Consider the following 22,148-nt stretch of genomic DNA (forward strand, 5'->3'; position numbering starts at 1 on the left):
GTGCGCGCTCAGCGCCAGGTCTTCTTTTTCTTCCAGCGCCGTTCCGCGCGGTCGTCCCCGCCCTTCTGGCCGAGGTAGAACTCGCGGATATCGTCCTTCGCGCGCAGGTTCTCGCAGGTGTCTTCCATCACGACACGCCCGTTCTCCAGCACGTAGCCGTGGTCGGCGGCATTGAGCGCCATGTTCGCGTTCTGCTCGACCAGCAGGATGGTCGTGCCGCGCTCGCGGTTGATGCGGATCACGATCTCGAAGATGTCCTTCGTGAGCTTGGGCGACAGCCCGAGGCTCGGTTCGTCGAGCAGGATCAGCTCGGGGCCCGCCAGGATCGCGCGCGAGATGGCGAGCATCTGCTGCTGGCCACCCGACAGCAGGCCCGCCTGCTGCTTCTGGCGGTCGCGCAGGATCGGGAAATAGGTGTAGACCTGCTCCATGTCGCGAGCCACGGCGTCACGGTCGCCTCGCGTGTACGCGCCCATCAGCAGGTTCTCGTGCACCGTCAGGAGCGGGAATACTTCGCGCCCTTCGGGCACGTGGCTCAGCCCCTGGCGCACGATGAAGGTCGGATCCTTCGCGGTGATGTCCACGCCGCGGAAGACGACGCTGCCCTTGCGCGGGTCGATGATGCCGCTGATGGTCTTCAGGATGGTCGTCTTGCCCGCTCCGTTGGAGCCGAGCACCGTCACGATGCGGCCGCGCGCCACGCGCAGGCTCACGCCGCGGATCGCCTTGATCGGACCGTAGGCACTCTCGATGTTGCTGAGGACGAGCACGTCGTTCATGCGGCCGGTCCCCGCCGCAGCGACTCGACGTCGTCGACACTGCCCAGGTAGGCTTCGATCACCGCGGGATCGGACTGCACCACCGCGGGCGCGCCGAGGGCGAGCACCTCGCCCTGGTTCATCGCGAGCACCCGGTCGGACACCCGCGAGACCAGGCCCATGTCGTGCTCCACCATGAGGATCGTCACGTGCAGGTCGCGCTGGATGTCCTTGATCCAGAACGCCATGTCGCCGGTTTCCTCGGCGTTCAGCCCGGAGGACGGCTCGTCGAGCAACAGCAGCTTGGGCTGCGTCGCGAGGGCCCGCGCGAGCTCCACCACCTTGCGCACGCCGTAGGGCAGCCCGGCGACCAGGGTGTCGCGGTAATGCTGGAGCGAGAGCAAGTCGATCACTTCCTCCACCTTGCGACGGGTTTCCCGCTCTCCCTCGCGCACGGTGCGCGTGAACAGGAGCTCGCTCCAGATGCCGGCGCGCCGCCGGATGTGGCGGCCGATGAGCAGGTTCTGCAGCACGGTGGCGTGCTCGAACAGTTCGATGTTCTGGAACGTGCGCGCGATGCCGAGGCCGGCCACGTCGTGCGGGGCCACGTGCGTCAGCCGCTGCCCGTCGAAGTCCAGCGTGCCGGCGGTCGCGTTGTAGATGCGGCTGATGAGGTTGAACACGGTCGTCTTGCCCGCGCCGTTCGGGCCGATGAGCGTGAACACCTCGCCGCGCTCCACGTCGAAGCTGACGTTGTTCACGGCCAGCACGCCGCCGAAGCGGACGCTGAGGTTCCTGGCGGACAGGAGGACGGAAGAGGTCATGGCCCGACGATCATTTCAGGCGTTCCGATTTCTGGAACGATTTCTGCCGCTTGAACATGCCGCGCCGGTAGAACGGGTAGAGCTCCAGCCACGTGCGGATCTTCAACCAGCGCCCGTACATCCCCATCGGCTCCAGCATGACGAATGCGATGAGCACGGCCCCGTACACGAGCCCCTGCAAGCCCGTGGCCTGCCGGATGCTCTCGGGCAGGTAGTCCTTGGCCACGGAGATCAGCTGCGGCATGCCGATCAGGAAGACCGCCCCGAAGAAGGCGCCATGCATCGAACCCAGACCCCCGATCACCACCATCAACAGCAGGTCGATCGACTGCACGACGCTGAATTGCTCGGGCGAAATGAACTGGATCTTGTGCGCGTACAGCGCGCCGCCCAGGCCGGCAAGCGCCGCCGACAGCGAGAACGACATCGACTTGTATCGCGCGAGCTGGATGCCCATGCTCTGCGCGGAAATCTCCGAGTCGCGGATGGCGACGAATGCGCGTCCTGTCGATGCGCGCAGCAGGTTGAGGACACCCAGCGTGCTCGCGACGGTGCAGAACAGGCACAGGTAGTAGAAGGCGGCCGGGCTGTCCAGCGTCCAGCCGAACAGGGAGGGCGATGCCACGGACTTGCCGGCACTGCCGCCCGTCACGCTTTCCCAGCGCGACATGACCTCTTCGACGATGAAGCCGAAGGAAAGCGTGGCGATGCCGAGGTACATGCCCTTCACGCGCAGGGCGGGCAGGCCCACGACCAGGCCGACCGCCCCGGAGAGCCCCATGGCGCAGGCCATGGACAGCGGAAAGGGCCAGCCCCTGGCGCCGAGGTAGGCCTCCGTGTAGGCGCCTACGCCCATGAAAGCCGCATGGCCGATCGAGAACTGGCCCGTGAAGCCCGCCAGCAGCATCAGCGCGACGGCGACGATGCCGTAGATCAGCACGAACGTGAGCTGCGCGATCCCGTATTCGGGCACGACCCAGGGCGCCAGCACCAGCGCGGCGAGCAGCGCGCCGTACCAGAAGCGCTGGCCGCCGTGGCGCGCGAGCGCGATGTCCTGGTCGTAGTGGGTCTTGAAGACGAAGCGCATGTCAGACCTTCTTGCGCGCGCGTTCGCCGAAGAGGCCGGTCGGCTTCACGGTCAGCATGATGAGGACGACGACGTAGGGTGCGACGTCCTTGAACCCCTCGGGGAGGTAGAAGCCTGAGAGCGCCTCGACCACGCCGATGACGATGCCGCCCACGATGGCGCCCGGCAGGCTGCTGAACCCGCCGACGATGGCGGCGGGAAAGGCCTTCAGCCCGATGAAGCCCATGTTGGCATGCACGAAGGTGATGGGCGCGAGCAGCAGTCCGGCCACCGTCGCCACCGCCGCCGCCAGCCCCCACACCAGGCCATTCAGCTTCTGCACCGGGATGCCCATGTAGTACGCGGCCAGCTGGTTTTGCGACGAAGCCTGCATGGCAACGCCGATGCGCGTGAAGCGAAACAGCATCCAGAGCGCGGTGCACAGCACCGCCGTCGCGCCGATGATCACCATGTGCTCCGCGGCCATGACCACGCCCCCCGCCCTCAGGACGGCGCCCTTGTACGGCGCGGCGAGCATGTGGGTCTCGGTGCCGATTCCCGGAAGCATGGTGATGCCGCTGCGCGCGACGTAGCCCAGGCCGAAGGTGAGCATCACGATTGAAAACGCCGGCTGCCCCAGCACCGGTCGGATCAGCACCCGCTCCAGACCCAGTCCCACCAGCGCCATCGCCGCGACGGATGCCACACCCGCCATCCAGAACGGCAGGCCGAGCGCCATGAAGCCGAAGCCGGCGAAGGCGCCGAGCATCATCAGCTCGCCCTGCGCGAAATTGACGGTTTCGGTGGCCTTGTAGATCAGCACGAAGCCGAGCGCGATCAGGCCGTAGACGCAGCCCTGCGCCACGCCGGCGACGACGATTTGAAGGAGGAGCATGGAGACCGCGCCGTCTACATCACCGGCAGGTGCTGCACCTGCGGATACCTCGGGTAGCCGGCGGAAAGCCCGCACTGGATGGTTCCGTAGCCGATGCGGCCGTCGAGTTCGAACTGCATCGGCTGCTCGGCCAGCGTGCGCAGCTTGCGGCGCGTCTCGGGGTCGGCGTGGTCCCACCGGGTGTGGTCGGTGTGCAGCGCGCCCCTGTCGTCGCCCTGGAACCAGCCGTCCAGCCCGCCGTAGAGCCCGGCCTTCAGGTAGAACTTGGCCGGCAGCGCGCGCAGCTTCAGCGCCTTGCGCGTGCCGTCGGCATAGCGCAGGTGGAAGACGCCGCCCGCCAGGTGCTGGCTGTAGGCATCGTCGGCCCATTCGAGCTCGTGCTCCACGCCCACGATCGCCACGGTGTCGGCCGGGCGTCCAAGTGGCGCGGTCTCGTCGCCGACGAAGAACCGGGTTTCGCCGGGCGCGGATTCCTTCAGGAAGAAGTGGATGCCGCGGTCCTCGAACTGCGCGCACACCCAGCCGAAGAAAAGCGGCTTGAAGCGCGTCACCGGGGGATGCGACTCGTCGGTCCGCGCTTCCACACGCAGGCCCCACGAGCGGTCGCGCGCGCCCCAGAGCGGCTGCCGGTCGAATTCCCTGCGCTGCCCCTGCGCTTCGACCCAGCCCGTGTAGTGGCCGAACTGCACGAAACGCGTCACGTCGGCCACCACGCGGCCCGACTTCTCCAGCACGTCGCGGCCCTCGTCGTTGGGCGCGTGCGAGGCGCGGTACTCGATGTCCATCGCGAGCCCGGAGTCATTCGGCGCGAGACGGATGCGGTGCACGCCCAGGCCCTCGCCCACTTCGATGGAGAGCGGGCCGATCCGCGTTTCCAGCGGGTTCGCGCCGAGCCGGCGCGAGGCGCGAAAGCTGTGCTGCACGCCGTCCAGCGTGAAGCCGGCGTAGCCGTCCATCACGCCCCGGTTGGGGTAGTAGCCCAGCCCGGCGCCGAATACCGTCCTGCCGTCGGGCACCGAGGCGCCCATGTACCAGTAGCGTTCGGTAAAGATCGCCTCGGCCGTGTCGGCCATGGCGGGACGCGACATGCGCGCCGGCGTCTGGTGGCCGAGCAGGTCGTCGTTGGGCTGGATCGGCCCGGCGTTGTCTTGCACGCTCATGTCCGCTCACTTCCAGGTGGCGAGGAGCGCATCGGAATCCCAGTAGTCCGCGTGCGTCTGGATCTTCCCCTGGTCGTTGACGGTGCAGATCGAGATGCCGGGAATCGACCACGGCTTGCCGTTCTTCGGGCTTTCCTGGCCGTGCAGCCGCAGCGGGCCGTCGTTGGTGCCTTCCCACACCCACTCGGCGGCGAAGCCCTTGTCGGACTTGATCCAGTTGATGAAAGTCACCGTGCACTTCGGGGAGAACTGCAGGTATACCTTCATGAAGCGCGCCAGCATCTCGTGGCCCTTCACGACGACCATGGAGGCCTTGTCGGTGTACTGGCCGTCGGGCGCGTAGAAGTTGATCAGCGTTTCCTTGAAGCCCCAGGCGGCGCCGTAGGCATCGAAGAAATCGGGATGGCCGTAGGGAACGACGGCTGGGGGCGTGGTGGGTGCGGGCTTGATCTGCATCGTTTTTCCTTTTCGAATCGAATTTCGATTCTATAATAAACCGGAACCCGGAAGAAAGGCAAGTCATGGATCCCGCAATGATCATTCGCCGCTCGGCCCGCATGTACGCGGGCAACGTGGCCGTCTGGTTCGAAGGCCGCGAGCAGACCTACGCGCAGATGTTCGATCGCGCCTGCCGCCTGGCCAACGTGTTTCGCGCGGCGGGGGCGGGCCCGGGCGACCCGGTGGCGATGCTCGGGGACAACGCCGCCGAGACCGTGGAGCAGGCCGCCGCGTGCGCCCTCGGCGCGCATCCGCGCGCCACGCTCTACACCTATCACTCGAGCACGGTGAACCGCTACCTGCTGGAGCTCACGGGGGCGCGGGTATTCCTTGTACAGGCGAAGTACATCGAGGCGGTGGCGCCGCTGCTCGAAGGCCTGCCGCACCTGAAGACGGTCATCGTCTACGGCGGCCCCGCGCCGGCTGGCATGCTCGACTACGAAAGCGCCCTCGCCGGCGCTTCCAGCGAGGATGTTCCCCTGGAGGTGGGCGACGACCACCCGCACATCATCCGCTTCAGCAGCGGCACCACCGGCAAACCCAAGGGCATCTACCACTCGATCGCGGACTGGCGCAAGTACAACGCCGAATGGCGCTGGTCCACCCCGCTGGTCACCGAGCGCAGCCGCTACCTCGTGCCGACCTCGCTCGCGCACCTGGGCGTGGCTTTCCTCTGGAGCATGCTGACGGTGGGCGCGCGCATCGTGCCCATGCCGTCGTTCGATGCGGCGCGCACGCTGGAATTGCTGGAGTCGCTGCGCATCACGCACGCGGTCGCCGCGCCCGTGATGATCCGCGAGATGCTGAAGGACCCGACCGCGCGCGGGCGCGACCTGTCCGCCCTCGAATGCCTCATGTACGCCGGCTCGCCCATCGCCGCCTCCACGCTGGGCCTCGCGATCGAGATCTTCGGCAAGGCGCTCTACCAGATGTACGGCCAGAGCGAGACGGCGCCGGTGAGCATGCTGCTGCCGCACCAGCACGTCACGAGCGGCACGGATGCGCAGATGCGCCGGCTTCGCTCGGTGGGAAGGCCCACCGCCAACGTGATCGTGACGATCCGCGGTGAAGAGGGCGAGGTGCTGCCCCCGGGCGAGATCGGCGAGATCGCCGCGCGCGGATGCACCATGACGGGCATCTGGGGCGATGCCAAGGCCACCGCGGCGCGCACGCTCGCCGACGGCAGCATCCTCACCCGCGACATGGGCTATCTCGACGAAGACGGATTCATCTACCTCGTCGACCGCAAGGACGACATGATCGTCTCGGGCGGCTACAACGTCTGGCCGACCGAACTGGAAGAGGCGCTGCAGCGCCACCCCGCCGTGGCCGAGGCCTGCGTGTTCGGCGTGCCCGACGAAAAGTGGGGCGAGACGCCCAAGGCCGTGGTGGTTCTGCGCCCGGGCGCATCGGCGAGCGCGGCCGAGCTCATGGCGCACGTGCGCGAGATCGTGGGGAGCGTGAAGAAGGTGACCTCCGTCGACTTCGCCCCTGCCCTGCCCCGCACGGCGACAGGCAAGGTCCTGCGCAACTCCCTGAAGGATCCTTGGTGGGCCGGCCATGCGGGGCGGATCGCGGGCAGCTGACGACTTCGTTCAGAATCCGCTCCAACATGCCCAAGAAGCCCACACCCCCGACCAAGATCGAACAGACGACCGCGGCCGGCCGCGACGCGATGCTGAGCGACGTGCCGGACGGCGAACTGCGCAAGTCCGACAACACGCGCATGCGCATCCTCAACGCCGCCGCCTATGTGCTCAGCCAGGAAGGCTATGCCGGCACCAAGCTCGCCGACATCGCCAGGCGCGCGGACCTGCGCATCTCCACGCTGTACTACTACTTCGCGTCGCGCGAAGAGCTCGTCGTGGCCGTGCTCCTGACCGGCAGCACGCAGGTGCGCAAGCACACCGAAGCGGCGCTCGCCGCGCTGGCGCCCGGCATTGCACCGATCGACCGGCTCGCGGTGGCGGTGGAGTCGCACCTGCGCTACGTGCTGGAGATCTCCCACTACACCGAGGCGGCCGTGCGCAACGCGGGCCAGATGCCGGAGCACCTGCGCGCCGAAGTCGAGAAGGAACAGGCGCGCTACGGGAAGATCTGGCAGAAGCTCGTGGACGACGCCGTGATGGGCAAGGACTACCCCAGCCCCAACGAGCGGCGCGCGCTGCGCCTGCTGATCCTCGGCGCGCTCAACTGGACGGTGGAGTGGTGGACGCCCTCGCGCGCATCGGTGGACGAAGTCGTGAGCGCGGCGCTCAAGATGACGCGGCGGGCGCTGGGCGCGCGCTAGTTCAGTTCACCGACCGCTTCTTGCCTTCCCAGTAGGGCTCGCGCAGCACGTTCTTCATGATCTTTCCCGCGCCGGAAAGGGGGAGCGCATCTCGGAATTCCACGTGCCTCGGGCACTTGTAGCCCGCGATCAGCGTCCTGCAGTGCTCGATGATCTCGGCCGGCGTGGCTGTCCTGCCGTCCTTGAGCGAGACGACGGCCATCACGGCCTCGCCCCACTTCTCGTCGGGCACGCCGATCACCGCGCACTCGCGCACCGCCGGGTGCGCATGCACCGCGTTCTCGACCTCGCGCGAATAGATGTTCTCGCCGCCGCTGATGATCATGTCCTTGACCCGGTCGACGATGTAGACGAAGCCGTCCTCGTCCATGAAGGCGCCGTCGCCGGTATGCATCCAGCCGTTGCGCAGCACCGCCGCGGTGGCCTCGGGCTTCTTCCAGTACCCGAGCATCACCTGCGCGCCCCGCACCGCGATCTCGCCGGGCGTGCCGCGCGGCACTTCCTGGCCGTCCGCATCCACGATCTTCACGTCCACGCCATAGGCGGCGCGGCCTGCCGCCTGCCGCTTCGCCTTGCCGTGCTCGCCGTCGAAGTGGTATTTCCAGGGCAGGCTCACCGTGAGCGCGGCCGTCTCCGTCATGCCGTAGCCCTGGATGAACACCCACGACGGCAGCTTCCGGATGGCCGCCTCCAGCACCGCGTCTGGCATCGGCGACGCGCCGTATTCGCAGTAGCGCACGCTGGTCAGGTCGTATCGGTCGAAATCCGGATGGTTCAGCATCATGTTGATCATCGTCGGCACGAAAAGGCAGTAGTTGATGCGGTGCTCCTGGATGGCCTCGAAGGCCAGCATCGCATCGAACTTGGGCAGGCAAACGTGCGTGCCGCCCGCCATCGTCAGGGCGAACGCCGGCGACGCGCCGGCCAGGTGGAACAGGCCCGCCGAGTGCATGTACACCGTGTCCTCGTCGAAATGCAGCGTCGCGATCCAGTTGATCGACGCGGCGGTGAAGTTCGCGTGGGAGAGCATCACGCCCTTGGGATGGCCCGTCGTGCCGCCGGTGTAGTAGATGCCGCACAGCTCGTCGCCGCTGCCGCACTCGTCGGCCATCGGTTTCGAATCGGCAACCAGCGCCTCGTAACTGCGCAGGCCGACGGGCGTGGCCCCGTCGCCCATGTGCACGACCTGCGGCATCGGGTGGCCCGCCAACAGCTGCGGCACCTGCGCCGCGAACGCGTCGTCCACCATCAGCGCGGAACATTCCGCATCGCGCAGCGTGTACACGTTCTCGGGCACCGCCCAGCGCGTGTTGAGCGGCACCAGCACGAGGTCGGCCCAGGCCGCCGCGAAGAAGAGCTCGATGTAGTTGTCGCTGTTGAGCGCCAGCACGGCGAGGCGGTCGCCGCGTTTCAGCCCCAGGCCGCGCAGCCCCGCCGCCAGGCGCGGCACGCGTTCGCCGACCTGCTTCCAGCTGCGCTTGCGGTTCTGGTAGATGGTGGCGGTGTGGGCATGGCGGGTCTGCACCGCGCGGGTCAATGCTTGCGTCAGTTGCATGACGTCGTCCTCCTCACAAGGCCGGGAAACGCTGCGGCGCGGGATAGCGCGCGAAGCCTTCGGCCACGCCGTATTCCGCGATGCCGATGCCCGTGAGCCCGTCGGTCGTCACCCGGACCACGTGGTCGGACAGCGTGCGGGCGCGTGCGCGCACCTGCGGATCGTCCAGGTTCCAGACGTCATGCGCCTCCTCGTACTCGCCGCGGTCGTCGCCATGGTTCCAGCCGCCGAAGCCGCCGTAGAGGCCACCCTTCAGGTAGAAGCGCGTGGGCAGCGCCTGCAGCCGCAGCTCGCGCGGCGGGCCTTCCTCGAACTCGAGGCGCAGCGTCGCGCTCTCGATGCTCTGCCCGAGCGGATCGTCCGCCCACACGAGGTCGTGCGTGGCGCCGGTCGCTTCGCGCTTTTTCACGCTGCCGTCCGGCTGCCGCACGAATTCCGCGCCGGAGAGGTAATAGGGCTTGCCGGCTTCGCGTTCCTTCAGGAAGATCGACACGGCCACGCTCTCGCACTGGAACATCGACCAGGTCCAGAAGAAGTTGCTGTGCGTTTGCACCGGGGGTTTCGCGTCGTCGGTGCGCATCTCCGAGCGGATGCCCCACGAGCGGTCGCGCTGGCCCCACCAGGTCGCGGGCTCCACCGTGTAGCGCTTGCCGTCGGCCACGATCCAGCCCTGCCACCGGCCCAGCTGCGCCACGCGGGCCAGGTCCTCCTCGACCACGCCCTTGCGCTCGCGGTAACTCTGCTTTTCCTTCGCCGCCGGAAAGCTCGCCTGGAACTGGAAGTCGAAGAAGATGCCCGAGCCATTCTCGCCCAGCGTGACGCGGTGGCGCGACTGCCCCTCTTCCACCTGGATCTTCAGCGGCCCGACGGTGCTCTCCAGCGGGTTGCCGGCAAGCCGCCGCGACGCGCGGAAATTGATCTGCTTGCGCCCGATGGTCACGCCCGCGAAGGCATCCATCACGCCCTTGTTCGGGTAGTAGCCCAGGCCGATGTCGAAGATGATGGGCGTGCCGTCCAGCGGCTGGCCGGTGTACCAGTAGCGCTCGGTGAAACGCGGGTCGCCGTTGCCGGCCTGGGTTGTCGGGCCGCCGGTGCCGTCGAAGGTGCCGGAAGTCGGGTGGCCGAGCAGGTCGTCCTGGGGAGTCAGCATGGAATCGTCATCCTGGTTGGGGCGCACGCTCAGTCCTTCGGGGACGGGGAGGCGGCCGTTGACATGGCGGTGAAATCGGTGAGCGGGATCAGCTTGCGCTCGACGATGAGCGCCTGGCGCAGGGCCTGCTGCAGGATGCGGTCGAGGTCGCTGCGCAAGGCCTCTGCGACGCGGGTCGACGGATCGAACAGCCAGTCGGTCAGCTGCATGACCTGTTCTTCCGCCGCGTGGGCCTGCGCCTCGGCGGAGTCGTCCGGCGAACCGGGTGGCGTGGTGAGTGGGGGTGGCGTCACGCCGTCCGCCGCGAGGCGCGCCGTGAACGCCTGGCAGCCGGCACGCAACAGCGCCGCCTGCTCGCGCAGTGCCTCCGGCGACCACACCACCATGCGTTCGAGCTTGGCGAGGATGTCCAGCACACCCGCGAGCTGCGAGCGCGCATGGTCGCTGGTGAGCTCCGGCCGCACCGCTTCCGCGAGCGCGACGCGCGCGGCGCGGACCAGTTCGGGGAGCGACTGCTTCATGCGGCCTCCGCGATCAGGCGGTTGATCTCGAGCAGGGTCGACGCGAGCTGGAAGCCCATCGACGCCATGCGGATGTCGCGCGCCTGCCCGGTCTCGATACGGCGCACCGCCCCCACCAGCATCGCGGCGCTCTTGAAGAGGCCGAGCACTTCGTAGAAACGCAGCACCCGCGGCTGCAGCGTGAAGCCCGTGCGTTCCGCGTAACGCTTGTAGAAGAGGTCGCGGTCCACCAGCCCGCCGATGCGCGGCGAGCCGCCCGCGAAGACGCGCAGGCCCGCCCACGCGAGGTCTTCGTGCGCGTCGCCCAGGTGCACCAGCTCCCAGTCCAGGATGGCCGTGATATGCCCGTCCTGCTGCAGGAAGTTGCCCACCCGGTAGTCGCCGTGCACGATGACCGCGTGACCGCCGGCGGGCGCGTGGCGGCGCAGCCAGGCGAGCGTGTAGTGCATCTGCGGCGAGCGCCCCGCGCGGTGGCCGCCATCCAGCATGCAGGCATGGCGAGCCCACGTTTCGACCTGGTTCAGCGCGAGCGTGTTCGTGTCCACGCCCGCCCAGAGCTGCGCGAGCGGCGTCGCGCGCCAGTCCACGCGGTGCAGCGCGGCGACGGCATCGATGAAGTCGAGCGCGAGCGACGCGTTGTGCGCCTCCTCGCGCCGGGCGGCATCGCCCTTCCACGGCATCGGCGTATCGCCGTCCACGCGCTGCGTGATGAGGAAGGGCGCGCCGATGAAGGACGTGTCGTCGCTGAACGCATGCACCCTGGGCACCGGCAAGCCCGGCACGTCCTGCAACGCGGCGAGCGCCACGTACTCGGGCTGTGCGCTGTACGGCGCGAGCAGCCCGCGCGGGTCGCCCACGCGCAGGATGAGGTCGAGCGGCTCCGCCTGCGAGGCGCGCAGCGCGCGCAAGCCGATCGTGGTCCACGAGAAGCCCGCAGGAAAGCGTTTCCAGTCCGACAGCTGCACCGGCTCGCCCCAGCGTGCCTGCAGGAAGGCGGCCAGGCGGGGGCCCAGGGTTTCGGGCCGCAGGTCCAGCGGCGGGGGAAGCGAGAGATCGGTCACGGGAGCGGCGTCATCCAACGGCGGTCTTGAAGAGCAGGTTCGGCAGCCACAGCGAGAGCGCCGGCACCGAGGCGATCAACAGGATACGCAACAAGTCCGCCACGATGAAGGGAATGACCCCTTTGACGATGGACATCATCGGGATGTCGGGCATCACCGAGCGGATCACGAACAGGTTCACGCCGATGGGCGGATGGATGAGGCCGATCTCGACCACCACCACGATCAGGATGCCGAACCACACCGGGTCGTAGCCGAGCTGCTTGATGATCGGGAAGAAGATCGGGATCGTGAGCAGGATCATCGACAGGCTCTCGAGCACGCTGCCCAGGAGGATGTACAGGACGATCATCAGCAGGATGATGCCGAAGGGCGGCAGGCCGCTGCCGTTCACCACCTTCAGCAAGCCCTCGTGCACGCCGGTGAGGTTGATGAACTCGCCGAACAGCGCCGCGCCCAGGATGATGCCGAACATCATGGTCGAGGTCTTGGCCGTGTCGACCAGGATCGCGTAGATGTCCTTCATCTTCAGCGAGTGGTGCGTCATCGCGAACACCATCGCCGCCGAGGCGCCGATGCCGGACGCCTCGATCGACGTGAAGAAGCCGCCGTAGATGCCGCCCATCACCACGCCGAAGATCACGGCGACCGGCCAGAGCGACTTGAGCAGCGCCGCCTTGTCGGTCTTTTCCATCTCGTCGGCGAGCGGAGCGGACGCCGGGTTGCGCCACACGGACCACTTCACCGCGGCCATGTACCCGAAGATGGCGATGATGCCGGGCACGATGCCGGCGGCGAACAGCTTGCCGATGTGCGTCTGCGTCGCGACGCCGTACACCACCATGATGATGCTGGGCGGAATCAGGATGCCGAGCGTGCCGCCCGCGGCCACCGATGCCGCCGAGAGCGAATCCGAGTAACCGAGCTTGCGCATCGCCGGGATGGCGACCTTGCCCATGGTGGCCGCGGTCGCGACGCTGGAGCCGCAGATCGCGCCGAAGCCGCCGCAGGCCGCGACCGTGGCCATCGCGAGGCCGCCGCGGCGGCGCCCGATGAAGGCCTGGGCCGCGCGGAACAGGTCCACCGAGATGCCCGCACCGGCCACCAGGTTGCCCATGAGGACGAAGAGCGGCAGCACGATCAGCGTGTAGACCAGCGTGCTGTCCTTGGTGACGGTGGCCACCATGCTGAGCGCCGGCTTCCAGTCGTTGAGGATCACGTAGCCGCCGAACCCCACCAGGCCCAGCGCGGTGGCGATGGGCACCTGGAAGAGGATGAACGAGAAAGCGATGAGAAAACCCAGGCAGGCGGCAAGCATCAGATCACCTCGTTGCCGGCGAGCTGCGCCGGCGTTTCCCTGTTGCGCAGCACGCCGACGGCCGACACGATGAAGGCCAGCGTGCAGACGCCGGCCAGCACCGACATCGTGGCGAGTACCCACCCGAGCGGAATGCCGAGAATGGGCGACGCTTCGCCGTAACCCAGGGCGCGGATCGCCTGGCGGCTCAGGCACCAGGCGATGACGCCGAAGAGCGTGCCGCCGACCACCGCCCCGAGGAGACGCTGCACGACCCGCAGCGAGGGGCGCACGTGGATCAGGTCCACCGTGATGTGGCCCGACTGCAGCGCGAGCACCGGGTAGAGCAGGAAGATCATCACGCCCACGATGATCTCCAGCAGCTCCGTGCTCCAGGGCACGGGCTTGTTCAGCACGTTGCGGCCGGCGACGTCCACCAGCACCAGCAGCATGAGAAGGAGCAGTGCCACCGCGCTGGCCGCCTCCAGCAGCCGCACCGCCTGGCGCGTCGGGCCTTTTGTCATGGCGCGTCTACTTTCCAGCCTTGACCGCGTCGAGCTCGGCGTGAAGCGCCTCGATCAGCTTCTCGGGCTGGGCGACGCCCTTCTTCTTCGCCTTCTCCATCCAGGTGGCTTCCACCGGCTTGAGGGCCGTCTTCATCTCGGCGATCATCGCGGGGCTCGCGGTCTCGATCGTGCGGCCGGCCTTGCGGTAAGCGGCCCAGGTGGCCTCGTCGCCCTGCATGTAGGTGCGGCCCACCGAACGCGCGAAAGGCTCGCCCGAGATCTTCATGATCGCGTCCTGGTCTTCCTTGCGGATGCTCTTCCACTTGTCCTCGTTGATGCCCAGGGTGAGGATGGTGTTGTAGAGCGCGCCCGGGATGATGGTGGCGTAAGGCAGCGAGTCGGCCAGCTTGAACGATGCCACCGATTCGGGCACCAGCACCGTGCCGTCCAGGACGCCCGACGACAGCAGCTCGTACAGCTCGGAGATGGGCTTGAGCACCGGCACCGCGCCGAGCAGCGTGAGGCTCTGGTTCACGCCGGCCTGCGGGCTGCGGAGCTTCATGCCCTTGAAGTCGGCCATGGTCTTGATCGGCTTCTTGTTGTTGAAGAACTGGCCCGTGCCCACGACGAACACGCTGAGCGGGTGCACGCCCTTGTACTCGCCGTACTTCACGAGCTGCTTCTGGTAGAAGCGCCAGACGACGGCGGCGTACTGCTCGGCGTTGTCGCTGGTGAAAGGCAGCTCGGTCACTTCCATGATGTCGAAGCGCCCGGGCGTGTAGCCGTTCACGAAGATCACCAGGTCGGCCTGGCCGTCGCGCGCCACGTCGAACTGCGCGGGCACGGTGCCCACCACCTTCGGCTGCGTCTCGATCTTCACGCGGCCCTGCGTGACCTTCTCCACTTCCGCGATCCACGGCTCGATCACGTTGACGCGCATGGCCTGGCCGGGCGGCAGCCAGTTGGAGTACTTGATGACTGTCGTCTGCGCGGAAACCGGCAGCGCGGCGAGGGAAGCGCCGAGCACCGTAAGTGCCGCGGCGAGTTGTCGGAAGGTAGCACGCATGGATGTCTCCTGAAGGGGGTGGGGGCCGTTAAATAGACCGACGGGACGGTTTATATTATGAGCAAATCCCGGGGGGTTGCATAGTATTTACACGGAGAAAACGGGGCTCAGCCGACAGGCGGCCGGGCGACGACGCCGCGTTCGGCCAGCCGTCCGAACTGCGCGGTGTCCAGGCCCAGCAATTGCGCCAGCACCTCTTCGGTGTGCTGGCCCAGGACCGGCGCGGGCTGCGCCGGAAGGCGCCCGGATCCCTGGAAGTCCAGCGGGATGCCGGGTGCCAGCACTTCGCCGACGCCGGGCTGATGCAGCGTGGAGAACATCGGGTTCGCCGGGCTGCACTCGGGATCGGAATTGACCAGCTGCTCGATGCCCTGGTAGCGCGTCCAGCAGACGCCCTGCGCGTCGAAGGCCTGCGCCACCGCCGCGAGCGGACGCGCCGCGATCCACGCGCCGACCCGCTCGCCGATCTCGCGCCGCGCGCGGAAACGGTTGCCTTCCTGCGCGAGGTCGAGGCCCAGCTGCCGGCCGAGCGCGTCGAATTCGGCGCCCAGCCCGGTGGCGTCCGCGATGGCGCGCCACTGCTTGCCGGTGAGCCCCACGACCATCACGCGCTCGCCGTCCGCGCAACGGAAATCGCGGCCGAAGGCGCCGAAGAGCTCGTTGCCGTGCCGTGCGCGCGGCTGGCCGCGGCGCGCTTCCTCGATGAAGCCGAGGTGCGCCATGACGGCAAGTCCCACGTCCTGCAGGGAGAGCTTGATGTGCTGGCCTTGGCCGGTGCGTCCGCGATGGCGCTCCGCCGCGAGCAGGCCGACGGCCACCATCTGGCCGGTGATCAGGTCCCATGCCGGCAGCACGTGGTTCACCGGTTCGCCGCTGGACGCGGGGCCGGTCATCGCAGGCACGCCCAGGCGCGGGTTGACGGTGTAGTCCACCGCCGAGCCGCCATGCCGGTCGCCTTGCAGCGTGAGCTGGATCAGGTCGCTTCTTCCGGCGCGCAACCTGTCGTAATCGAGCCAGCCTCGCGGCGGGAAATTGGTGACGAACAGGCCCGCGTCGGGGCCCGGCGCGCAGATCAGCGCCATGGCGAGTTCGCGGCCCTCCTGCGATGACAGGTCCAGCGCGACAGAGCGCTTCGACTTGTTGAGTCCGGTCCAGAACAGGCTGGTGTCGTCATCGGTGACCGGCCACCGCCGGTAGTCCAGGCCGCCGCCCAGCGTGTCGATGCGGATCACGTCGGCGCCCATCTGCGCGAGCGTCATGCCGCCCAGCGGCGCGGCGACGAAGGCCGCGGCCTCCACCACGCGCATGCCCGAGAGGACGCCGGTCGCCGCCATCTCAAGCCCCCGAGGGCGCAATGCCCAGTGCGCGTTCCATCAGGCTGCGCGCGACCACCTTGAGGGCCAGCGTTTCTTCCGCGCCCTCGAAGATCGACAGCACGCGCGCATCGACGAAGTAGCGGCTCACGGCCGTCTCTTCCGCATAGCCCATGCCGCCGTGCAACTGCAGCGCCTCGCGCGTCACCAGCTCCGCCGAGCGGCAGGCGAGCAGCTTCACGAGGCTCGCCTCCATGCGGCCCGCGCCGGTGTCTACCAGCCGCGCCACCGAATAGGCGAGCTGCCGGCAGGCGGCAAGCCGCGCGCCCATGCGCGCGAGCTTGGCGAGCGTGAGCGGAAACTCCGCCAGCGCCGAGCCGAACACCTTTCGGTCCCCGGTGTAGCGGATCGCCGCGCGCAGGGCCGCGCGCATCACGCCGCACGCGCGAGCCGCGGTCTGCATGCGGCCGCCCACCATCCCCGCCATGGTGAGGTAGAAGCCCTTGCCGAGGCCCGCCTCGCCGCCGACGACGTTCGCATCGGGCACGAAGAAGTTCTCGAACGAGAGGTCGAAGGAATGCATGCCGCGGTAGCCGATGGTGGGAATGGCGCGCCCGGCGAGCGTTCCCCCGCCGTCCTGCACGTATTCGAAATCATGGCCTTCGTACGAAGGTTTTTCCACCAGCAACAGCGACAGGCCCTTGTGGCCCAGGGACCGGTCCGGATCGGTGCGCGTCACCACCATCAGCACACCGGCCTTGCCGGCGAACGTGCACCAGGTCTTGGCCCCGGTGAGACGCCAGCCGCCGTCGACGCGCACGCCCTTCAGGGCGAGGCCCGCGACGTCCGAGCCGTAGTCGGGCTCGGTGATCGCGATCGCGCACAGCGGATTGCCGGCCGCGAGCTTCGGCAGCCACTCGGCCTTCTGCGCGTCGGTGCCGCCTGCCATCAGCGCGCGGCTCAGGATCTCCGGCCGCGTGATCAGGCTGCCGGCCGCCGCGAGCGATCCTTCGGACAGCGCCTCCGTCACCACCACCATGAGCAGGGTGTCCTCGCGGTCGTCGGGGCTGCTGCCGCCGAACTTCTCGGGAATCGCCAGGCCGAACACACCCATCTCGCGCAGCGGCTGCAACAGGCTCTCGGGAATCGTGAGGTCGTCGCGGTGGATCGCTTCGGCCTGCGGCGCCACCACCTCGGCCGAGAAACGCCGGAATGCTTCCTGCGCGAGGGCATGCGGCTCGTCGAGTTCGGTGGGACCCACCTCGCCATCCGACAGCGCGACGGCGCGCCCGGCTGCTTCCAGCGCACGCGCGCCGCCCGCATCGCGGCGCAACCCGTCCCAGGCCGGCTGCGACTGCAGTTCGCGCAGCGGCGCCAGGGACAGGCCCAGCTCCAGGTACAGCGTCTCCAGCCGCGCGACCACCGCGGTGGCCGCCTCGACGCAGAAGATCAGTGCGAGGTCCACCGCCACGGCGGGCGCGTCGGCCTGCAGCGCGGCCATGCCGGTTTCGGCCGCCAGCAGCTCGGCGCCCGCCCAGGCCAGCTCGAAGCTGGGCACCTGCTCGGCGTCGAGCTTGCGCGCGTTCAGCTTGCCGCCTTCGCTGCATCGCGCGGCGAGCGCCGCCGCCGCCGCGTCGAATGATGCGCGCAGCGCCGCCAACACCCGGTGTGCGGAGGCGGCCTGCTGTTGCCGTGCGTCGTCCATGTGTCTTCCCGTGGTCTGGTGGTCGCTCAGGCGATGGCCGGGCTCATGTAGCCGAGCGCTTTTTTCGCGGCCTCGCGCCCAGTGTAGGCACAGGCCTGGGTGCCGCCGTCGCCATAGTCCTTGACCGCATCGCCCACGTGCCAGAAGTTCGCGAGCGGCGTGTCCTGCGACATGTCGAAGCCCGCGCAGGAGCGCTGCGCCGGCCACTCGCCGCGCATCACGCGGATCGACAGCATCTTCGCGTCGGCGAAGCCGGGGAACTGCTCGCGCAGGTCCTGCAGGGAGTCCTCGATCTGGGCCTTCTCGTCGAAGTCGCCGATCGCCGGGCGCGGCACCGCATACGCCACGTACTGGTACCAGCCGGCAGGCGCGAGCTCGGGGCAGGTCGCCGTGAGTTCGCCCATGTTGCACAGGGTGCGCGTCTTGCCGAAGGTGACGAGGCCGGGCACGTCGATCAGGCGCTTTTGCGTCGCGAAGTTGATGACGATGTTGGCCGCGGGTTTCAGCAGCTGGCGGGTCTGCGCGATGTACTCCGCGCCGAACGCTTCGGCGCCGGGCAGCGCCACGGTGGCGGCCGGGCCGATGTTGCTGATGAACACGTCGGCCTCGACGCGCTGCGTCACGCCGTCCTTGTCGATGTCGAGCGCGGTGACGCGGCCGTCCTGCGCATGGAGCGCCTTGACCGCTGCGCCCGTCCACACCTCGCCGCCCCGGCTGCGGATGCCGCCGGCCAGGTCGTTCCAGAGGCCGATGGTGCCGCGCGGGCAGAAGCCGAAGCGCTTGAACGCCCCCTTGATCGCGAAGTAGGTGAGGAAGGCGCGCGCCGGCACTTCGTCCGCGTTCGCCGCGAAGATGGCCGCGCACAGGTTGCGGAAGATCGCATGCACGGTCTCGTTGCCCGTGTACTGCGACAGCCACTCCGCGGTGCTCATCTTGGCCTCGGGCAGGTCGCCGCCCGCGCGCGCGTCGGAGAACTTCGCGCCGATCTTCGCCGCCTGCTTGGTGAAGGTGCCGAGCAGCATGCCCCAGCCGCCCTTGGCGACGTTGATCACCCTGCCGTCGATGAAGAACACCGTGGCCGGGCTCGGCTCTCGGATGTCAAGCGGCACGCCGAGCAGGTCGAAGGTTTCCTCGAACACGCCGCCGCGCTCGATCGCGATCGCGCCGATGTTCACGGTGAAGCCGTCGATCTGCTCGCTGGACGCGCGGCCGCCGACGCGGTCCAGCCGCTCGGCGACGAGCACCTTCTTGCCGGCGGCGACGAGGCGCGCCGCCGCGGACAGGCCGCCGGCGCCGGCGCCGATGATGACCGCGTCGTAGCGCGCGGGATTGGATGTGGGAGCGTTCATTCGGTTCTCCTGGGTGGATGGGGGATGTGCGGGCAGGTCGCGCTCAGCGCGCGGCCTCGGGTGTGGTGAGCGGCAGGCCGAGCCCGGCGCGCCGCACGAGCCAGGGACTCGCGCGGTAGCGCGGATCGCCGGTGGCTTCGAGCTGCGCCCGGAGGATGGCGAGAATGCGCGGCGCGCCGAGGCGGTCGCCCCAGGCGAGCGGGCCGTGCGGATAGCCCAGGCCCAGGGGCACGGCGGCTTCCAGGTCGGCCACGCTCGCGATGCCGCGCTGCGCGATGTTGCAGGCGATGTTCACGATGGTCGCCATCACGCGCTGCGCGATGAAGCCGGGGCTGTCGCCGATCACGGTGACGGCCGTGCCGTCGGCCGAAAGAAGCGCATGCGCCGCATCGCGCGCCTGCGGCGATGTGACGGCGGTGAGCATCAGCGTGCGGCGCAGCGCGAGCGGCGGCAGCGGGTCCACCGCCACGCAGCGGGTGGCGTCGAGGCCGAGCGCCATCGCGGTGGCCGTGGCATCCCGGCCCCAGGGCTGGACGATGGCGAGGTCGGCTTCACTATGATTGGCCGCGATCGCTGCACCGGCGTTCAGGACAAGCGCCTGCAGTTCATCGGCGGCGTGCGCTTCGGGATCGATCCAGACCCGCGTGCCGGACGCGAGCAGCGGTGCCGGACGTGAAGCCGATGCGATCTTCCTGCCTTCGCCGTCGTAGCGGTACCAGCCCTCGCCGCTCTTGCGGCCGAACAGGCCCGCCGCGACGCGCGGGGCGACGAGCGACGAAGGCCTGAACCGCGGCTCCTGCTGGAACTGTTCGTAGATCGAAGCCATCACTTTCGAGGACACGTCGAGCCCGGTGAGGTCGAGCAGCTCGAACGGACCCATGCGAAAACCCATGGCATCGCGCAGCACGTCGTCGACATCGGCGGGCGAAGCCACCTGCTCCTCGACGATGCGCAGGCCCTCGGTGTAGAGGCCGCGACTGCGTGGTTGATCAGGAAGCCCGGCTGGTCGGCCGTGACCACCGCGCGATGGCCCGCGCCCTCGGTCAGGGCGCGCAGCGTCTCCACCGTGGCGGGCGAGGTGCGCACCGCGGCGATCACTTCCGCCACCTTCATCAGCGGCACCGGGTTGAAGAAATGAAGCCCGGCGACGCGCTCGGGTTTCGCGCAGGCGGCGGCGATCTCGGCCACGGTGAGCGACGAGGTGTTGCTTGCGAGGATCGCGTCGCCGCGCACGACGGCCTCCAGCGCGCGGAACAGCGAGCGCTTCGCCTCGAGGTCTTCGACGATGGCCTCGATCACGACGCCGCACTCCGACAGCGCGGCGATATCGGCGGCCGCATGGATGCGGCCCTGGATGCGCGCGAACTCCTGCGCCGTGATGCGGCCCTTCTCCACGCCGCGGCCGATCATGCCGCCCACGTAATCCACCGCCTTGGCGGCCGCGCCCGGCTGCGCGTCGTGGCACAGCACGCGGTGCCCTGCCTGCGCGAAAAGCTGCACGATGCCGCGGCCCATGGTGCCGGCGCCGATGACGCCGATCGTTGTGTCGTTCATGTCAGGTCCCGGTGAAATCGGGCTTGCGTTTGTCGAGGAAGGCACGCATGCCTTCGGTCTTGTCGGCGGTGTCGAAGAGCAGCAGGAACTCGCGGTTCTCGAGCGCGAGCGCCGCCTCGAGCGGCAGGTCCGCGCCCTGGCGCAGCACGCGGCGGGTCGCCTCCACGGCCTTGGGCGGCATGCGTGCGGCCTTGCGCGCGAGCTCGATGGCGCGCGCGAGCGCCTGTCCGTCGCCCGCCAGTTCGGCCACCAGCCCGAGCGCGAACGCGCGCTCGCCCGTGATCTGCTCGCCCGTCAGCAGCATCAGGCTCGCGACCTGCTTGCCGAGGGTTCGCACGAGGCGCTGCGTGCCGCCCGCGCCGGGCATGATGCCCACCGCGAGTTCCGGCTGGCCGAAGCGCGCGCTGGGGTCGGCGACGATGAAGTCGCACATCAGCGCGAGCTCGCAGCCCGCGCCCAGCGCGAAGCCGCTCACGGCCGCGATCACGGGCTTGCGGCTGCCGGCCACCGGCGCCCAGTACCGGCCGAGGTCGATGTCGGCGACCTGCTGCGAACCCTTGTCCACCAGAAGGTTCAAGTCCGCCCCCGCGGCGAACACGGCGTCGCCGCCGGTGACCACGATGGCTTTCACGCCCGCGTCGGCCTGCAGGTCGGTGAAGGCCGAAGCGATGGCGGCGCGCATCGCGAGATCGAGCGCGTTGCGCCTGTCGGGCCGGTTCAGCGTGACGATGCCGACCGCGCCTTCGCGCTGGACGAGCACGGGCGGCGTGACGACGTCGCTCATGGCTTCCCGGCTCCCGGCAGGGCGATGAAGTCCGCGGCGCGCTTGTTGCGGAACGCGTCGAAACCTTCGCGGAATTCCGGGCCGGTCAACAGCACGGCCTGGTCGTCGGCCTCGCGCTGGAACTCGGCTTCCAGCGAGGGTGCGGGCTCGTTCAGGCGCCGCTTCATGCGCGCAAAGGCGTCGGCGGGCAATTGCGCGAACGCGGCCGCCCGGGACACGGCGGTGTCCATCACCTGCGCATCGGCCACCAGCGTATCCGCGAGGCCGATGCGAAAGGCTTCCTCGCCCCCTAGCGTGTCGCCGCTCGAGAGGATGCGCCGCGCGTGCCCGAGACCGACGCGGCGCGGCAGCGTGAGCAATTGCCCCCAGTCCGGCGCGAGGCCGAGCTTGAGGAAGGGAAAGAGGATCTTCGTGCCCGGCCCGGCCACGATGTGGTCGCCCAGCAGCGCGAGGCCCACCACGGCGCCCGCCGAGAAACCTTCCATCGCGCTCACCACCGGGATGCGCGCGCCCGCGACCAGCCGGCACAGCTTGTGGATGTGGCGAAAGCGTTCGCGCGCGCCCTGCTCGTCCAGGCCCTCCATGCTCGCGACGTCGCCGCCGGCCGAGAACACGCCCTGCACACCGCCGAAGACGAGCGCGCGCACGCTGCTGTCCGCCAGGAGCGCGGGCAGCGCTTCGATGAACCCCTGGCGCACGTCGTAGTCGATCGCGTTGCGCTTGTCGGGCCGGTTGATGCGCAGCCGCGCGACGTGCGGCGCGGGACGGTCGACGAGGACGACAGGCTCACCCATCG

The 22,148-nt window shown here is 68.9% G+C and carries 20 protein-coding genes and 1 pseudogene; 2 read left to right on the top strand and 19 right to left on the bottom strand.

The genetic code is table 11. From position 1 onward, the window contains the following. Positions 1-8: 8 nt before the first annotated feature. Genes I5803_RS08350 through I5803_RS08375 form a run of 6 tightly spaced genes read right to left on the bottom strand, consistent with a single transcriptional unit; the run spans position 9 to position 5,159 of the window. Positions 9-779, bottom strand: a complete 771-nt coding sequence (locus I5803_RS08350; RefSeq protein WP_196985907.1) for an ABC transporter ATP-binding protein — start codon at positions 777-779, stop codon at positions 9-11. Further along, positions 776-1,582, bottom strand: a complete 807-nt coding sequence (locus I5803_RS08355) for an ABC transporter ATP-binding protein (protein WP_196985908.1) — start codon at positions 1,580-1,582, stop codon at positions 776-778. Before I5803_RS08355 ends, I5803_RS08350 begins: the two co-directional genes overlap by 4 nt. Before the next feature lie 10 nt (positions 1,583-1,592). Then, on the bottom strand, positions 1,593-2,669 hold the full coding sequence (locus tag I5803_RS08360; RefSeq protein ID WP_196985909.1) for a branched-chain amino acid ABC transporter permease: 1,077 nt from the start codon (positions 2,667-2,669) through the stop codon (positions 1,593-1,595). A gap of 1 nt (position 2,670) precedes the next feature. Further along, positions 2,671-3,543, bottom strand: a complete 873-nt coding sequence (locus tag I5803_RS08365; RefSeq protein ID WP_196985910.1) for a branched-chain amino acid ABC transporter permease — start codon at positions 3,541-3,543, stop codon at positions 2,671-2,673. A gap of 14 nt (positions 3,544-3,557) precedes the next feature. Then, complete coding sequence (locus I5803_RS08370; protein ID WP_196985911.1) at positions 3,558-4,703, bottom strand: Rv3169 family protein; 1,146 nt, start codon at positions 4,701-4,703, stop codon at positions 3,558-3,560. 6 nt (positions 4,704-4,709) lie between these two features. After that, positions 4,710-5,159 carry a nuclear transport factor 2 family protein gene (locus I5803_RS08375; RefSeq protein ID WP_196985912.1) on the bottom strand — a complete coding sequence of 150 codons (450 nt, stop codon included), beginning with the start codon at positions 5,157-5,159 and terminating at the stop codon, positions 4,710-4,712. 77 nt (positions 5,160-5,236) lie between these two features. On the opposite strand from I5803_RS08375, the gene I5803_RS08380 reads away from it, so the two are divergent. Further along, entirely contained in the window at positions 5,237-6,787 is a 1,551-nt protein-coding gene (locus I5803_RS08380; protein ID WP_196985913.1) for a class I adenylate-forming enzyme family protein, read from the top strand. A gap of 26 nt (positions 6,788-6,813) precedes the next feature. Then, positions 6,814-7,491: a TetR/AcrR family transcriptional regulator gene (locus I5803_RS08385; RefSeq protein WP_196985914.1), complete on the top strand. Its 678-nt coding sequence runs from the start codon at positions 6,814-6,816 to the stop codon at positions 7,489-7,491. A 1-nt stretch (position 7,492) separates the two neighbouring features. Here I5803_RS08385 and I5803_RS08390 read toward each other — a convergent pair whose 3' ends face one another. The 13 genes and pseudogenes from I5803_RS08390 to I5803_RS08450 form a co-directional block, all read right to left on the bottom strand. Continuing rightward, positions 7,493-9,046 (bottom strand): acyl-CoA synthetase, encoded by a 1,554-nt coding sequence (locus tag I5803_RS08390; RefSeq protein ID WP_196985915.1) that lies wholly within the window; start codon positions 9,044-9,046, stop codon positions 7,493-7,495. 13 nt (positions 9,047-9,059) lie between these two features. Beyond that, complete coding sequence (locus tag I5803_RS08395) at positions 9,060-10,196, bottom strand: Rv3169 family protein (protein ID WP_196985916.1); 1,137 nt, start codon at positions 10,194-10,196, stop codon at positions 9,060-9,062. 29 nt (positions 10,197-10,225) lie between these two features. Continuing rightward, positions 10,226-10,717 carry a hypothetical protein gene (locus I5803_RS08400; RefSeq protein WP_196985917.1) on the bottom strand — a complete coding sequence of 164 codons (492 nt, stop codon included), beginning with the start codon at positions 10,715-10,717 and terminating at the stop codon, positions 10,226-10,228. Further along, positions 10,714-11,778, bottom strand: a complete 1,065-nt coding sequence (locus tag I5803_RS08405; RefSeq protein ID WP_196985918.1) for a phosphotransferase family protein — start codon at positions 11,776-11,778, stop codon at positions 10,714-10,716. Before I5803_RS08405 ends, I5803_RS08400 begins: the two co-directional genes overlap by 4 nt. Positions 11,779-11,788: 10 nt before the next feature. After that, positions 11,789-13,096, bottom strand: coding sequence for a TRAP transporter large permease (locus tag I5803_RS08410; RefSeq protein WP_196985919.1), 1,308 nt, complete (start codon positions 13,094-13,096; stop codon positions 11,789-11,791). After that, a complete protein-coding gene (locus I5803_RS08415) occupies positions 13,096-13,599 on the bottom strand; it encodes a TRAP transporter small permease (protein WP_196985920.1) in 504 nt (167 codons plus the stop codon). Before I5803_RS08415 ends, I5803_RS08410 begins: the two co-directional genes overlap by 1 nt. 7 nt (positions 13,600-13,606) lie before the next feature. Beyond that, positions 13,607-14,647, bottom strand: a complete 1,041-nt coding sequence (locus I5803_RS08420) for a TRAP transporter substrate-binding protein (protein WP_196985921.1) — start codon at positions 14,645-14,647, stop codon at positions 13,607-13,609. Between the two features lie 107 nt (positions 14,648-14,754). Further along, a complete protein-coding gene (locus I5803_RS08425) occupies positions 14,755-15,981 on the bottom strand; it encodes a CoA transferase (RefSeq protein ID WP_196985922.1) in 1,227 nt (408 codons plus the stop codon). 1 nt (position 15,982) lies between these two features. Next, positions 15,983-17,665, bottom strand: coding sequence for an acyl-CoA dehydrogenase family protein (locus tag I5803_RS08430; protein WP_196985923.1), 1,683 nt, complete (start codon positions 17,663-17,665; stop codon positions 15,983-15,985). A 26-nt stretch (positions 17,666-17,691) separates the two neighbouring features. Further along, the gene (locus tag I5803_RS08435) at positions 17,692-19,014 is read right to left on the bottom strand and encodes a phytoene desaturase family protein (protein WP_196985924.1); all 1,323 of its coding nucleotides are present in this window, start codon (positions 19,012-19,014) and stop codon (positions 17,692-17,694) included. A gap of 43 nt (positions 19,015-19,057) precedes the next feature. Beyond that, positions 19,058-20,568 (bottom strand): annotated as a pseudogene (locus I5803_RS08440) (3-hydroxyacyl-CoA dehydrogenase). Position 20,569: 1 nt separating this feature from the next. After that, entirely contained in the window at positions 20,570-21,352 is a 783-nt protein-coding gene (locus tag I5803_RS08445) for an enoyl-CoA hydratase-related protein (protein WP_196985925.1), read from the bottom strand. Next, entirely contained in the window at positions 21,349-22,146 is a 798-nt protein-coding gene (locus I5803_RS08450; protein ID WP_196985926.1) for an enoyl-CoA hydratase/isomerase family protein, read from the bottom strand. Before I5803_RS08450 ends, I5803_RS08445 begins: the two co-directional genes overlap by 4 nt. Positions 22,147-22,148: the final 2 nt, after the last annotated feature.

The organism is Caenimonas aquaedulcis, from assembly GCF_015831345.1.
In the GTDB taxonomy this organism is placed as follows: Bacteria; Pseudomonadota; Gammaproteobacteria; order Burkholderiales; family Burkholderiaceae_C; genus Ramlibacter; species Ramlibacter aquaedulcis.